The following is a 14,680-nucleotide window of genomic DNA, read 5'->3' on the forward strand; positions in this document are numbered from 1 at the left end:
ATGACTACACGCACAATGACCGTTGCCCAGGCGGTCGTGGAATTCCTGGGCCGCCAGTACACGGTGGATTCCATCGGCGGCACGCACTACCGCGAACGGCTGATTCCGGGCATGTTCGGGATTTTCGGCCACGGAAATGTTGCCGGGGTGGGCCAGGCGCTGAAGCAGTGGCAGGCCAAGGACCCGAGCCTCATGCCGTACTACCAGGGCCGCAATGAGCAGGCCCAGTCGCACCAGGCCGTCGCCTACGCGCGGCACACCCGCCGGCGCGCCACCTACGCGGTCTCCACCTCCATCGGCCCCGGGTCCTCCAACTTGCTCACCGGTGCGGCGCTGGCCACCGCCAACCGCCTGCCGGTGCTGCTGCTGCCTTCGGACACCTTCGCCACCCGCGCCGCGGACCCGGTGCTCCAGCAGCTGGAAATGCCGCACGGCTACGACATCACCGTTAACGACGCCTTCCGCCCGCTGTCCAAGTACTTCGACCGGGTCACGCGACCCGAGCAGCTGGCCAGTGCCTTGCACCACGGGTTGCGGGTGCTCACCGACCCCGCCGAAACCGGCGCGGTGACCATCTCCTTGCCGCAGGACGTGCAGGCCGAGGCCTTCGACTTCCCGGAAGAGCTCTTTGCCGAGCGCGAGTGGAAGATCCGCCGCCCGGCACCGGAATCCGAGGACATCGCGGCCGCCGCGGTCATGATCCGCGAAGCCAAGCGCCCATTGATCGTCGCAGGCGGCGGCGTGCTGTACGCCTACGCCACCGAGGAGCTGGCTGCCTTCTGCGAAGCCACCGGCATCCCCGTGGGCAATACCCAGGCCGGGGTGGGCGTGCTGCCGTGGGATTCCAAGTACTCCCTGGGCGCCATTGGCTCCACCGGCACCACCGCGGCCAATGCGCTGGCCGAGCAGGCGGATCTGGTCATCGGCATCGGCACCCGCTATGAGGACTTCACCACCGCCAGCCGCACCGCATTCCAGAACCCGGACGTGAAGTTCGTGAACATCAACGTCGCCGCCCTGGACGCCTACAAGCACGGCACCGTGCTGCCGGTGGTCGGCGATGCCCGCAAGGCGCTGATCGCGCTGCGCGAGGCGCTGACCGGATACCGGGTCGAGGGAGCCCTGGAAGTCCAGGCCGCCACCGAGAAGCAGCGCTGGGACGCGACCGTTGATGCGGCCTTCGCCGAGCGGCTGAGCCCGCTGGTCAGCCAGAACGCCATCATCGGAGCGGTGAACCAGGCCATGGATCCGCGCGATGTGGTGGTCTGCGCCGCCGGCTCGCTGCCCGGGGACCTGCACAAGATGTGGCGGGTCTCCGACCCGTTCGGCTACCACGTGGAATACGGCTTCTCCTGCATGGGATACGAGATCGCCGGCGGGCTGGGCATCAAGCGCGCCGCCCTTGCTGAAACCGCGCGAGGCTCCGAAGAGTCCCGCGACGTCGTGGTGATGGTGGGTGACGGCTCCTACCTGATGATGCACACCGAGCTGGTCACCGCCGTGGCCGAAGGCCTGAAGCTGATCACCGTGCTGATACAGAACCATGGCTACGCCTCCATCGGAGCCCTGTCCGAATCACTGGGCTCCCAGCGTTTCGGCACCAAGTACCGCACGCTCGATGCCCAGCGCCACAGCTTCGATGATGGTGCGACCTTGCCAGTGGACCTGGCTGCCAACGCCGAGTCGCTGGGCGTGAAGGTCATCCGGATCGAGCCCGGGCCCCAAGCCATCGATGAGCTCTCGGCGGCCATCGCCCAGGCCAAGGCCGCGCCCGAGGGTTCGGGACCGATCCTGATCCACATCGAATCCGACCTCTACGCCGATGCTCCCTCCAGCGAGTCCTGGTGGGATGTGCCGGTCAGCGAGGTCGCCGAGCTGGACTCCACCACCCAGGCCCGCAAGACCTACGCCGAGCACAAATCCCGCCAGAAGCCCCTGCTGGGCTAGGCGCACCGCACCAGACCAACTCGAATACCGAAAGACGTGAACCCATGACTGCTACCGCTACCGAAGTCACCGAAATCCTGCACTACATCAACGGCAAGCCCAGCGCCGGCACCGGCACCGCCACCCAGCCGGTCTACAACCCGGCAACCGGAGAAATCACCGGCCAGCTGCACCTGGCCAGCGGCGAGGACCTGCAGCAGGCTGTGGCCGTGGCCAAGGCCGCCTCCGAAACCTGGGGCGAAGTATCGATCGCCAAGCGCAGCAAGATCCTCTTCCGCTTCCAGCAGCTGCTCACCGAGCACACCGGCGAGCTGGCCCGCATCGTCACCTCCGAGCACGGCAAGGTCCTCTCCGACGCCGCCGGCGAGATCAGCCGCGGCATCGAAGTGGTGGAGTATGCCTGCGGCATCTCCCAGTCGCTGAAGGGCGAATACTCCGACCAGGTCTCCACCGGCATCGACGTGTTCTCCTTCCGCCAGCCGCTGGGCGTGGTCGCCGGCATCACCCCGTTCAACTTCCCGGTGATGGTGCCGCTGTGGATGGCACCGGTGGCCATTGCCACCGGCAACGCCTTCATCCTCAAGCCTTCTGAGCGCGACCCTTCGGCCGCCTTGCTGATCGCCGAGCTGTTCAAGGAAGCCGGCCTGCCCGACGGCGTTTTCCAGGTGCTGCACGGCGGCAAGGAAACCGTGGACGGGCTGCTCACCCACCCGGATGTGGATGGCATCTCCTTTGTCGGTTCCACTCCGATCGCCAAGTACGTGCACGAAACCGCCACCAAGCACGGCAAGCGCGTGCAGGCCCTGGGCGGAGCGAAGAACCACGCGGTGATCATGCCCGATGCCGATATGGACTTGGCCGCCGACCACATCAACGCCGCGGCTTTCGGCTCCGCGGGCCAGCGCTGCATGGCCATCTCCGTGGCCGTCGCCGTGGGCGATGCCGCCGATGGCCTGGTGGACAAGCTCGCCGAGCATGCCCGCAACGTCAACGTCTCGAACGGCTTCGATGAGACGGCGGATATGGGACCGGTGATCACCCCGGCCTCGAAGTCCCGCCTGCAGAAGATCGTTGGCGAGGCGCAGGAAGCTGGCGCCGCGCTGGTCATCGACGGCCGCGACCTGGTGGTCAAGGACCACGAGAACGGGTTCTTTGTCGGCCCGACCATCATCGACAAGGTCAGCCGCGAGATGAGCGCCTACACCGAGGAGATCTTCGGCCCGGTGCTGGTGGTGCTGCGCGTAGACAGCCTGGAAGAAGCCATCGAAGTGGTCAACGCGAACCCCTACGGCAACGGCACGGCCATCTTCACTTCCTCCGGTGCCCACGCCCGCACCTACACCCGCCGCATCCAGGTAGGCATGGTCGGGGTCAACGTGCCGCTGCCGGTGCCGGTTGCCTGGCACTCCTTCGGAGGCTGGAAGGACTCGCTGTTCGGCGAGCACCACATCTACGGCCCCGACGGCGTGCGCTTCTACACCCGGGGCAAGGCCATCACGCAGCGCTGGCCGGAGCCGGCTCAGGGCACGGCCGCCACCTTCAACTTCCCCTCCAACTAGGCACCTTGAACAGAAGATAAGGTACGCACCATGGCACAGAACATCACCATTGGGACTGCCCCCGACTCCTGGGGAGTCTGGTTTGCCGATGATCCCCAGCAGACACCCTGGCAGCGCTTCCTCGACGAAGTGGCTGAAGCCGGCTACAAGACCATCGAACTGGGTCCCTACGGGTACCTGCCCACCGACCCCGCGCAGCTGGCCGACGAGCTGGCCGCCCGCGACCTGAACGTCTGCGCCGGCACCGTCTTCACCGCCTTCCACCGCGGCATCGACGGCAGCGCCAGCGCCTGGGAAGAAGCCTGGGAACCAGCCCGCAAGGTGGCCGAGCTGACCGCCGCCATGGGAGGCGAGCATATTGTGGTGATCCCTGCCATGTGGCGCGACGACGTCACCGGCCAGGCCATCGAATCGGGCACCCTGGACGGTTCGGCCTGGGATTCGCTGGCCAAGGGCCATGACCGGCTGGGAAGGATCCTGCAGGAGGAATTCGGCCTCAAGCAGCAGTTCCATTCCCATGCCGACTCCCATGTCTGCGGCCAGGGCGACATCGAGAAGTTCCTTGAGCTCACCGACCCGCAATTCACCACCCTGTGCCTGGATACCGGACATGCCGAATACGGTGGAGCTTCCAGCGTGGATTTGATCCGCCGCTTCCCGGAGCGCATCGGGTACCTGCACCTGAAGCAGATCAACCCGGACATCCTGGCCACGGTCCGCGCACAGGGCATGACCTGGGCCGCGGCCAACTTGGCCGGGGTGATGTGCGAACCGCCTTCCGGGTTGCCTGACCTCAACGAGGTCTTGAAGGAAGTGGAGAAGCTGGGCCGTCCGATTTTCGGAATTGTCGAACAGGACATGTACCCGGTGGCCGACTTCTCGGTGCCGCTGCCCATCGCCACCCGCACCCGCGACTACCTGCTCAGCTGCGGCTCGCGCAGCCGCGTCTAAGCAATCCCCACCTAGCCAAGAATTCTTGAAAGGACATATCGTGCCAGATAACCTGCGCGTCGCCGTCGTTGGAGCCGGGCGCATGGGCGCCGACCACATACAGCGGATCCACCACCGTATTTCCGGAGCCGAAGTCGCGGCCGTTGTCGATATCGACACCGACCGGGTCGCTGCGGCCATCGACGGGATCCCGGGTGCCAAGGGCTACGCCGACCTGTCCGCGGCGCTCGCCGACGGCGAGGTCAACGCGGTACTGCTGGCGACCCCCGGCTTCCTTCACCACGATGCATTGCTGGCGGTGCTCGAGGCAGATATTCCGGTGCTGTGCGAAAAGCCGCTGACCCCCGATGCCGCTTCCTCCTGGGAGATCGTCGAGGCCGAGGCCAAGCTGGGCCGCAAGCGCATCCAAGTGGGCTTCATGCGGCGTTTCGACGCCGAGTACCGGCAGCTGCGCCAGCTGATCGAGGATGAGAGCCTGGGCGAATTGCTGGTGCTGCACCACCAGCACCGCAACCCCTCCACCCCGGAGGGCTTCACCAATGAGATGCTGATCAACGACTCGGTGGTCCACGAGTTCGACGCCATCCGCTACTTCACCGGTGACGAGATCACCTCGGTGCAGGTGCGCTTGGGCAAGGCCACCCGCAATGCTCCCAACGGCCAGCACGACCCCCAGCACGTGCTGCTGGAAACCTCGACCGGAGTGCTCGCCGACGTGGAGATCTACGTCAACGCGAAGTTCGGCTACGAGGTGGCGACCCAGGCTTCCTTCGAGGAGGGCATCGTGTCCATCGGCAATGACGCTGGACCGTATGTGCGTACCGCCGGGCAGTGGGGCGGCAAGGTCACCCCGGGCTTCGAGGAGCGTTTCGGCGCCGCCTACGATACCGAAATCCAGTCATGGGTGGACGCCGCGCTGCGAGGCGAATTGGGCGGGCCCAGCGCCTGGGACGGCTACGCCACCGCGGCCTGCTGCGAGGCGGGAGTCGAAGCCCAGCGCACCGGCGAAAAGGTGGCAGTCAAGCTGAACAGCAAGCCGGATCTCTACAGCTAAGGGCATCATGAAATACGCACTGGACCCGACCCCGTTCCATTCCACCCATTCGCTGCTCCAGTTCCCGGAACTGGCAGCGGAGCTGGGCTATGACAGCATCCAGCTGACACCGCATGCGGATATGATTCCGTTCTTCACCCACCCCAAGGCCGACGATGACCTGGTCGCGCAGCTCGCGGCCCGCTGCCGGGCTTCCGGGGTGGAGATCGCTTCGGTGCTGCCGGTACTGCGCTGGGCCTCGCCCGATGAGAATTTGCGCCAGGCCGCGGTGCGCTACTGGAAGCGCGCCATCCAGATTGCCGTGGATCTCGGCGTGAACCAGATGAACACTGAATTCTCCGGGCGGCCGGAACGCGCCGAGGAGTCCGAGGCGGCGTTCTACCGCTCCATGGAAGAGCTCGTGCCAATCATTGAGCGCGAGGGCATCAATGTGGCCATTGACCCGCATCCGGATGATTTTGTCGAAGAAGGCCTGGCCGCTTGGCGGGTGATCCGCGGGGTGAACTCGCCGAATCTGTCCTTCGTCTACGTTGCTTCGCATTCCTTCCACATGAAGGACAAGCCGCTGGATATCATGCAGGCAGTGGGAGAGCGGCTGCGCGTGGTGCACGTGGCGGACACCATGAACCATCATGCCTCGCACGGGTTGCGCTACATCACCAACCCGCCGGGCAATGCGGTGCGCGTGCACCAGCATCTGAAGCTTGGCGATGGCGACGTGAACTGGGACGAATTCTTCTCCGGCCTCGTGGCCAACGGATTTGCCGACCGCCAGGACAGCGTGATGGTCTCCAGCGTTTTTGCTGAGAATGAGAACGCCGTGGCAGTCGCCAAATACCAGTTGGAGCAGATGCGCAGCCGCGTTGACGCTGCCCGTGCCGTGCACGCTTAGCCAAACCGGCATCCCGAGCCGAACTGCAACATGACGAAAGCCGAACCCGCAAGGGTTCGGCTTTCGTCATCCTGCCCGGGGGCCTCCTGCGCAGAAGGCGGATCCAGCAAGAGCCGCAAAATGCCGCGATGATCTGTGGGCATGGTCCCGGGAAGTGGCGGATCGGGAGGCTGCGGCAGTCCAAAAAGCAGTATCTGCCAGGACAAAATGTCCAAGAATGCTTGCCCAGAAAACACTGATGACGTATTGTCCTTACATAAGGGCTGTGAAGCCCATCACTTTCAATTATCGACGGGGCCGGAATAATGCTCAATGGCCCCCGCGGCACCGAGTGGAGGAAGCCGGATCGCAGTTGATCCGATGGATGGCCGCAGGCCAGCCACGCTTCCACCCGGGCAATCCAAAGGAGTCCCCATGTCCAGTGCGCAGAGTGCTTCTGCAGAGTCGAGTCTGCCGCCCCTTAGTCCGGGCCCCCATGCAAAACGTCTCGGTTTAATCTCCATCGTTGCCTGTTTCGGCGGTCTGCTTTTCGGCTATGACACAGGTGTTGCCAACGGTGCTGAAGGCCCGATGGCCGCCGAGCTGGGCCTGAATCTCCTGCAGATTGGCGTGGTGATCAGCTCGCTGGTCTTCGCCGCCGCAATTGGCGCACTGGTCGGTGGGCAGATCGCTGACGTGTGGGGCCGGCGGAAAACCATCATCATGCTGGCAGTCCTCTTCTTCGCGGGAAGCCTGCTGGTTGTCTTTTCGCCTGCTGGACCGGAACTGGGAACGTTCTCGCCCTTTGGCTACAGCGTGCTGATTGCCGGACGCATCATGCTCGGATTGGCCGTCGGCGGCGCATCTACGGTCGTACCGGTATACCTGGCCGAACTGGCACCGTATGAAATTCGCGGCTCGATCACCGGCCGCAATGAGTTGGCCATCGTCTCGGGCCAGCTGGCCGCCTTCGTCATGAACGCGATCATTGGAACCGTTCTGGGCGGGACCGTGGATGGCATCTGGCGTATCATGTTCGCGATTTGCGCCTTGCCGGCGTTGGCGTTGTTCTTCGGCATGCTGCGCATGCCTGAATCCCCTCGCTGGCTCGTGGAAAAGCGCCGCTATGCCGAGGCGTTGCGGGTGCTCAAGACCGTGCGCTCGCCTGAGCGCGCACTGGCTGAAGTCCACGAGATCGAGATTGTCGCCGACGAGGAAAAGCTGGCTAACAAGCCGGTGGGCATCAAAGCGGTGCTGAAGAACAAATGGCTGATGCGCATCATCGCCATTGGCATCGGTGTCTCCATGACTCAGCAGCTCACGGGCATCAACTCGATCATGTACTACGGCACGCGCGTGCTGGAAGAATCCGGGATGTCAGAGCAGCAGGCAGTACTGGCGAATATCGCCTTTGGCGTGGTTGCTGTCATTGGCGGAATTATTGCCCTGCGCAACATGGACCGCATGGACCGCCGCAAGACGTTCCTGATTGGCCTGTCGCTGACCACCACCTGCCACCTGCTGGTGGCTATCGCGGGCATGCTGCTGCCGGTTGGCAGCCCGATCCGGCCAGTGGTGATCCTGATCCTGGTGGTTGCCTTCGTGATGTCCATGCAGACATTCCTGAACGTGGCCGTCTGGGTATGGCTGGCTGAAATCTTCCCGCTGCATATGCGCGGACTGGGCATTGGCATCTCGGTGTTCTTCGGCTGGACGACCAACGGCGTGCTGGCACTGTTCTTCCCATCGCTGGTCTCCGGGATCGGGATTACCGGGTCCTTCTTCATCTTCGCTGGCATCGGTGTGCTGGCACTGTTCTTCGTAGCCACGCAGGTGCCTGAAACCCGTGGACGCTCGCTGGAAGCGCTGGAAGAGGATGTTTCCACCGGAGCGATCTACCACGTCAAGCCTGCGGTCAACGCCTGAATCGCGGCGCATCGCTGAGCTGGCAAGCCCAGCCCCCGCCACGTGGCAGGGGGCTGGGCTCGCTGCTATGCCCGGGGCCTTGCCGTGCTGCCTCGCACTACCAGCTGCGGGGCATGGGTGCTGGAAGCGCCCGGGGCGTTCAGGGCCGCGTGCATGGCGGCTTGGGCCAGTGCCGCGACATCTTGCCGAACGCTGGTCAGATCGGCGTGCGCCAGCCTGGCGAATTCACTGTCGTCATAGCCGACCAGGCAGATCTGCTCGGGAACATGCAGGCCGGCAAGGTCGATTGCTTGGCGGGCGCCGAGCGCCGCACGGTCATTGAAGGCCAGTACCGCTGTGGCGCGTTCGGCTGGGGCAGTTGCTTCCAGGTATTCGCGCAGGACCGTGAAAGCGGTGGCGTCATCGGGGCCAGCTGGGAGCACTTGGCCGTGCGCGTTGGCGCGGGCGGCGGATTCGGCAAAGGCATCGCGCCGCTGTTGCGCCGCGATGGCAGATCCGCCATCCAGATGCAGCAGCCGTGTGTGGCCGAGCTGGGCCACATGGCTGACGGCTTGTTCAACGCCGGCAGCTTCGTTGGTAATGACGGATGGGATGCCGTCAATCGTGCGCAGCAGGCTGATTATGGGAAGCTGCTTGGAGGCGTGGACCAGTTGAGCCGGCGGAAGTTCCGGGAACAGTCCAATCACCGCTTCGACTCCCGCATCGATCAGCGTATTGAGCACTCGGCGTTCATCGCGGTGCCTGCCGGTAGCGCCCAGGATGATCTCGAAGCCGTTCTGGTCTGCCTGCTCGTACAGGGCATCGGCCAATTCTGCATGCAACGGTTCTCCCAGCGCCAGGGCCAGACCGATGGTCCGGCTGCGGCTGCTGCGCAGCGACCGCGCGCGCGAATCCGGGCGGTAGCCCAACTCCGCGGCCGCCTGCTTGACTCGGGACCGGGATTCTTCGCTGGCACCCTCGGCATCGCGCATGACAATCGAGGCCAGCGCTACCGAGACCCCAGAGGCGCGGGCGACGTCGGCCAGTGTGGGGCGTTTTGCAGGGGGTGTCGGCATGGGCGGAACTTTCTTCTAGAACGTTATAGACAGTTGCTATCCAGTGTGCCATGATTTTCCTGAACACTAAATCTAGAACGTTCTAGGAGAGACTTCATGGCTTACCAGACCCTGCCAGAAACTTCAGTAAAGCCGCTGCGCCTGGCCGTTATCGGTACCGGGTGGATCGGAGCATTCCACGCCCGCACTGTGGCGCAGCATCTGCCGGATGCGCAATTGCATGTCATAGCGGACCCGGCGCCGGGCCGGGCCGCTGAACTGGCCGCTGAGCTTGGTTGCCCGAACTACACCGAAGACATCGCCGACGTGCTGGCCGACGACAGCGTGGACGCCGTGGTTATCGGGGCGCCTTCGAGCTTCCATGCCGGCTTGATCGCCCAAGCCGCTGCAGCCGGAAAGCATATCTTCTGCGAAAAGCCGGCAGCGCACGCGTTGTCGGACTTGGACGCCGCGCTTGACGCTGTGGAGGCTTCCGGGGTGCTGCTGCAGATCGGTTTCAACCGGCGCTTCTCCCGGGACTTCGCCGTTGTGGCGGAACAGGTGCATTCCGGAGTTATTGGCACCCCGCAACTGCTGCGCTCGCTGACCCGGGATCCAGAAGTGGCCGGCGGGCTGCCCAACGCGGCAAAGATCCGTTCCCACGTCATTTTCACTGAAACCCTGATCCACGATTTTGACACCCTGAACTGGTTGAACCCGGGAGCCGAAGCAGTGGAAGTCCACGTCATGTCCGATGCGCTGGTGGCCCCTGAGCACCGGGGCTCCGGTTTGCTGGATACCGCCGTGGTGAGCCTGCGCTACTCCAATGGGGCAATCGCCGTGGCCGAGGCGAACTTCTCGGCCAGCTACGGCTATGACGTGCGCGGAGAAGTCTTCGGTTCAAAGGGCATGGTGCAGGCAGGCAATCCGGTGCAGCTGGCCGCGGCCAGCTTCGACAGCCAGGGAGTGCATGCGCCAACCGAACGGTTGAACATCGAGCTATTCGCCCAGGCCTACCGCGAGCAGCTCTCGGTCTTCGCCCGCAAGATCCGGGGCTTGCGCGAGGATACGGCTGATGCGGCCCTGGCGGTCCCCACCGGCGCCGACGCCCGCGCAGCCCTGCGCATCGCACTGGCGGCCTTGGAATCCGCAGAATCCGGTCTGCCGGTCAAGTTGGAATCCGCCACCCGCCTTGCGGTGAACCCGTGAACGGGCAACTGGCGGTCTGTGCCGAAATGGTCTTCCTGGACCTTCCGCTGATCGACCGGGTGAAGCGCCTGGACGAGGCCGGCTTTGAAATAGAACTCTGGGGTATCCGGGGCAAGGACCTGCCGGCATTGGCGGCCACCGGCGCCCGTTTCGGCTCCATGACAGGCTACAGCGCAGGCAGCCTCTGCGATCCGGACAGCGCGGGCGAAGTTGTTCGCACCGCCAAGGAATTGATCCCGGCAGCCCAGCAGCTGGGCATCCACCGGCTAGTTGTGCATCCGGCCCAGCTCGTTGACGGGCAGGCGGCCAGCCCGCAATTCCGGGCTACCGGAGAGATGTGGCTCACCGCAGCGCGAACGCTGGAAGCACTGGGCCGCATCGGCGAAGAGCACCAGGTCACCTTCATGCTGGAGAACCTGAACACGATCCTGGATCACCCTGGTATCCCGCTGGGACGCGCCAAGGACACGATGTCCCTGGTCAAGGCCGTCAGGCACCCGAACGTGAAGATGATGCTGGACCTGTACCACGCCCAAATTGGCGAGGGGAACCTCATCGAACTGGTGCGCTCGGCGCTTCCGCACATTGGGGAAATCCAGGTCGCAGACGTACCCGGACGGTGCGAGCCGGGCACCGGGGAGATCAACTATCTGGCCGTCGCCCGTGTGCTGGCCGAGCTGGGTTATTCTGGCCCGATCGGCATGGAGGCCTACGCCAGCGCAGATTCCGAAGGAGCCATCGCGGCCTTTGCCCAGGCGTTTTCACCGCTGTCCAAGACCGTGGCGCGCTAGCCATCATGCACCGAGCATCGGAATGAGAGTCTAAAGCCAAGTGGCGGCAGCAGGAAAACCTGCTGCCGCCACTTGGCGTGCGTTCCGAGAAGCTACGCGCCAGCGCCGAAAGGCAAGCGCGAATCCATGCTCTGCGAATCCCAAGTCTGGCGGATCCAGCCGTGGTGGGGATCATCGCTGATCAGCCAATCGCGCACCCGCCCCGGGCCGGCCATGACGTTCAGGTAGTAGAGGTCGTATCCCGGCCCGGCCATGGCCGGACCATGCCAGCCGTAGGGGACCAGGACAACGTCCCCGGTGCGGACCTCGGCATTTACATCGATGGGGCGTTCATCCGAGGCATAAACGCGCGCGTAGCCGATGGGATCGCTTGCCGCCTCGGCGGGCATGCCCTGGGCTAGCTGCGTCTCGAAGTAGTAGATTTCCTCGAGGCTGGTTTCGCCTTCCTTCTCCTGATCATGCTTATGCGGAGGGTAGGAAGACCAGTTGCCCGCCGGAGTGATGACTTCGCAGACGATGAATCGGTCCGCTTCCAGGGCGGCCGGGGTGCCGAAGTTGTGGACCTGGCGGGAGCAGTTTCCTGCGCCGCGCAGCTCCACAGGGGTCTCTTCTGCCCTGATCAGCCGGGTCGGGTAGGACTGCTTGGCCGGGGCCAGTGCGACGGCGACCCGGCCCCCTTCGGCGGAGCTGATGGACAACGCCGTGTTGATGCCGGTGTAGAGGACATCAGCAGGTCCAGCAAAGACTGATTCGCGACCCTTGAGAACATGTTCGGTTCCTGCCATGGCGACAGTGAATGATTCGCCGCTGAGCGGGACCACGATCCGTTCTTCGCCGCAGGCCTCCAGTTCAACTGTTTGGCCAGGGGCCAGCTCAGCTACCTTGAGTCCGGTGTGTGCCCAGCCGTCTATGGAAACGGCTGAGTCATGGGCACCGAGCGAGATGCTCCATTCTCCGTTAGCGGCCGAACCTGCAGGGTAAATCCAATCGGTCATTAGTCGATCCTTTCGACGGCGGGGGACAGGTGCCTAGCGTTGCACCAAGGTCATTTCAAAACTGTAGGCGTCTGCTCGATAAACATGGGAGCCGGTTTCCACGTTGCGCCCAGTGTCATCCACCGCGGTGCGCTGCATGGTCACCAGGGCCGAACCGGCCGCTGCGTCCAAGGTCTTGGCCTGGGCTTCATCTGCGGTCGTGGCCCCGATGCGCTGCTGGGCCAGGCGGAAGTTCACCCCTGCTTCGCGCAGGAGCTCGTAGAGGCCATGGGCCTGCAAGGACTTTTCGTCCAGCTCGACAATGTCGTCGCGAACCCAGTTCTCCATGAGGGCCAGCGGGCTGCCTCCGGCAGAACGCAGCCGGGTGAAGTGGTAGACAGAGACGTCCTTGGGCAGCGAAAGAAGATCCTGGATCTCCGGCGGAGCGGGAATGTGCTCGAAGCTGAGCAGGGTGGTAGAAGGCTTCTTCCCGGCGCGCTCAAGGTCGTCATTCAGGCTGGACAGCTCAAGATGCCGGCGGATCTGGCTGGAAACAACCTGCGTTCCCACACCGCGCTTGCGCACCAGCAGGCCGGACTGGACTAGGTCATCCATGGCCTTGCGAATGGTGGGCCGTGAAAGCCGCAGCCGCTGGGCCAGCTCGATTTCATTTTCCAGTCGAGTGCCCGAGGCCAGCGAACCGTCGCGGATCGCGCCTTCGATGCCTTGCGCTACCTGGTGGTAGAGGGGAATGGGCGAAGATCGGTCGATCTTGATGCTCAGTGGTGTGCTCACAGTTGCTCCTTGCCGGCGACTTTGTCATGATATGTCGCTTTGACAGGACAAACTATATATGAAAGTTCACGATTTGGGCATCCTTTGGCTGGAACTCCATTCGTTCCAAAGCATTCTCCACGCTAGTTGGTGATCCCCAGCGGCGTTGCCAACTGAGGGGTTCGAGTCAGACATGCGGTCCGACAAGGGGGATTGGACAACAGGTTGGATTGTCCAATTGTCCTGATAAAAAATTCGGCAGATTCCATTGCCCGAGGATTCCAGTGGCACATATGGTTTTTTGGAACGGTCCAAGGCTTGAGGCGAGCCGCGGCAGCCACAGGGAATCACGGCGTTAAACGCCGCAGACAGGAGAACATCATGAATGAACAGCGCAGCATCGGCGTGGGGCTGATCTCGGTGGGATGGATGGGCAAGCTGCACGCTCGCGCCTACAGTTCGGTGCCCTATGCTTATCCAGAGCTGGGCATCAAGCCAAGACTGGTCATAGCCGCGGACACCGAGCAGTCGCGAGTCGACTTCGCGATCTCAACACTGGGCTTCGAGCGCGGAACACTGGACTACCACCAGGTGCTTGCCGATCCCGAGGTGGATGTCGTCTCGATTTGCGCTCCGAACTTCCTGCACGCCGACATGGCGATCGCCGCAGCAGAGGCCGGCAAGCACTTCTGGATCGAAAAGCCCGCCGGTCGAAGCTTGGCCGAAACGCAGGCTATCGAGCAAGCCGCCATCCGCAATGGCGTAGTCACCTCGGTCGGGTTCAACTACCGGCATGCGCCAGCTATCGCACGCGCCCGCCAGCTGGTGCAAGAAGGCCGGCTGGGATCCATCACGAATGTCCGCGCCAGCTTCCTTGCCGGATATGCGTCAGACCCCCGGGCCGCTTTATCGTGGCGCTTCAACCGGGAGCTGGCCGGCAGCGGGGTGCTTGCTGACCTGTTCAGCCATGCAGCTGATCTATGCAGCCATGTTGTCGGCCCCATCCAGGGCATTTCCGCATCCACCAATGTCATGATCCCGTCCCGGCCGAAACTATCCATGGGCCAGGGCACGCACTTCGACCTGATCGAAGGCGGTGACCAAGGTGAAGTCGAGAATGAGGACTACGCCGCAGCGTTGGTGCGTTTCAGCCCAGAAGGCGTGGCGGACCGCGCGATCGGAACTATCGAGGCATCCCGGGTGGCTGTGGGACCGCAGTGCGGTTACCGACTGGAAATCTACGGCACGGAAGGTTCGGTCAAGTGGGATTTTGAACGCATGAATGAACTGGAAGTCGTGCTCGGTCGAGACAATGAAGAGCAGGGATTCACGACGGTGATCGGCTCGCCAAAGCATGGCGAATACTCCCGGTTCCAGCCAGGCCCAGGGAACGCGATGGGCTTTGACGACCTCAAGACCATCGAGGCCAAGAAGTTCCTGCTGGCTGTCGCCGGTGGAGAGAAAACGAACTCCACCATCGCCGATGCGGTGGCCGCAGCCGCAGTGGTCGAAGCGGCCGAAGCATCTGCCGCAAGCGGCACGTGGCAGGCGCTGGATGAGCCGGTGCGCGCTGCGAGTGTGCAATACTGA

General features: G+C 63.8%; 12 protein-coding genes. 9 read left to right on the forward strand and 3 right to left on the reverse strand.

Going from position 1 to position 14,680, the window contains the following annotated elements; all coding sequences use genetic code 11:
- The first annotated feature begins 15 nt into the window (after positions 1 to 15).
- The 6 genes from iolD (at position 16) to ACIP6G_RS09930 (ending at position 8,308) form a co-directional block, all read left to right on the forward strand.
- A complete protein-coding gene (gene iolD / locus ACIP6G_RS09905) occupies positions 16 to 1,947 on the forward strand; it encodes a 3D-(3,5/4)-trihydroxycyclohexane-1,2-dione acylhydrolase (decyclizing) (protein WP_400290083.1) in 1,932 nt (643 codons plus the stop codon).
- Positions 1,948 to 1,991: 44 nt separating this feature from the next.
- Positions 1,992 to 3,506: a CoA-acylating methylmalonate-semialdehyde dehydrogenase gene (locus ACIP6G_RS09910; protein ID WP_105656546.1), complete on the forward strand. Its 1,515-nt coding sequence runs from the start codon at positions 1,992 to 1,994 to the stop codon at positions 3,504 to 3,506.
- 30 nt (positions 3,507 to 3,536) lie between these two features.
- The gene (locus ACIP6G_RS09915; protein ID WP_400289773.1) at positions 3,537 to 4,457 is read left to right on the forward strand and encodes a sugar phosphate isomerase/epimerase family protein; all 921 of its coding nucleotides are present in this window, start codon (positions 3,537 to 3,539) and stop codon (positions 4,455 to 4,457) included.
- 40 nt (positions 4,458 to 4,497) lie between these two features.
- The gene (locus ACIP6G_RS09920; protein ID WP_133833847.1) at positions 4,498 to 5,511 is read left to right on the forward strand and encodes a Gfo/Idh/MocA family protein; all 1,014 of its coding nucleotides are present in this window, start codon (positions 4,498 to 4,500) and stop codon (positions 5,509 to 5,511) included.
- A 7-nt stretch (positions 5,512 to 5,518) separates the two neighbouring features.
- Entirely contained in the window at positions 5,519 to 6,403 is an 885-nt protein-coding gene (locus ACIP6G_RS09925; protein ID WP_400289775.1) for a sugar phosphate isomerase/epimerase family protein, read from the forward strand.
- 414 nt (positions 6,404 to 6,817) lie between these two features.
- Complete coding sequence (locus tag ACIP6G_RS09930) at positions 6,818 to 8,308, forward strand: sugar porter family MFS transporter (protein WP_133833848.1); 1,491 nt, start codon at positions 6,818 to 6,820, stop codon at positions 8,306 to 8,308.
- Positions 8,309 to 8,373: 65 nt separating this feature from the next.
- Here ACIP6G_RS09930 and ACIP6G_RS09935 read toward each other — a convergent pair whose 3' ends face one another.
- Positions 8,374 to 9,363, reverse strand: coding sequence for a LacI family DNA-binding transcriptional regulator (locus ACIP6G_RS09935; RefSeq protein ID WP_400289777.1), 990 nt, complete (start codon positions 9,361 to 9,363; stop codon positions 8,374 to 8,376).
- 96 nt (positions 9,364 to 9,459) lie between these two features.
- Here ACIP6G_RS09935 and ACIP6G_RS09940 point away from each other — a divergent pair, with 96 nt between their 5' ends.
- Both ACIP6G_RS09940 and ACIP6G_RS09945 read left to right on the forward strand, forming a co-directional pair.
- Positions 9,460 to 10,551, forward strand: coding sequence for a Gfo/Idh/MocA family oxidoreductase (locus ACIP6G_RS09940; RefSeq protein ID WP_400289779.1), 1,092 nt, complete (start codon positions 9,460 to 9,462; stop codon positions 10,549 to 10,551).
- A 26-nt stretch (positions 10,552 to 10,577) separates the two neighbouring features.
- Positions 10,578 to 11,342, forward strand: coding sequence for a TIM barrel protein (locus ACIP6G_RS09945; RefSeq protein WP_400290085.1), 765 nt, complete (start codon positions 10,578 to 10,580; stop codon positions 11,340 to 11,342).
- Between the two features lie 92 nt (positions 11,343 to 11,434).
- Here ACIP6G_RS09945 and iolB read toward each other — a convergent pair whose 3' ends face one another.
- Both iolB and ACIP6G_RS09955 read right to left on the reverse strand, forming a co-directional pair.
- Entirely contained in the window at positions 11,435 to 12,337 is a 903-nt protein-coding gene (gene iolB / locus ACIP6G_RS09950) for a 5-deoxy-glucuronate isomerase (protein WP_365945690.1), read from the reverse strand.
- Between the two features lie 33 nt (positions 12,338 to 12,370).
- Entirely contained in the window at positions 12,371 to 13,111 is a 741-nt protein-coding gene (locus tag ACIP6G_RS09955; RefSeq protein ID WP_332486354.1) for a GntR family transcriptional regulator, read from the reverse strand.
- Positions 13,112 to 13,471: 360 nt separating this feature from the next.
- Here ACIP6G_RS09955 and ACIP6G_RS09960 point away from each other — a divergent pair, with 360 nt between their 5' ends.
- A complete protein-coding gene (locus ACIP6G_RS09960) occupies positions 13,472 to 14,680 on the forward strand; it encodes a Gfo/Idh/MocA family oxidoreductase (protein ID WP_365945691.1) in 1,209 nt (402 codons plus the stop codon).

The sequence above is a fragment of the Glutamicibacter sp. NPDC088483 genome (assembly GCF_044753145.1).
Lineage (GTDB): Bacteria > Actinomycetota > Actinomycetes > Actinomycetales > Micrococcaceae > Glutamicibacter.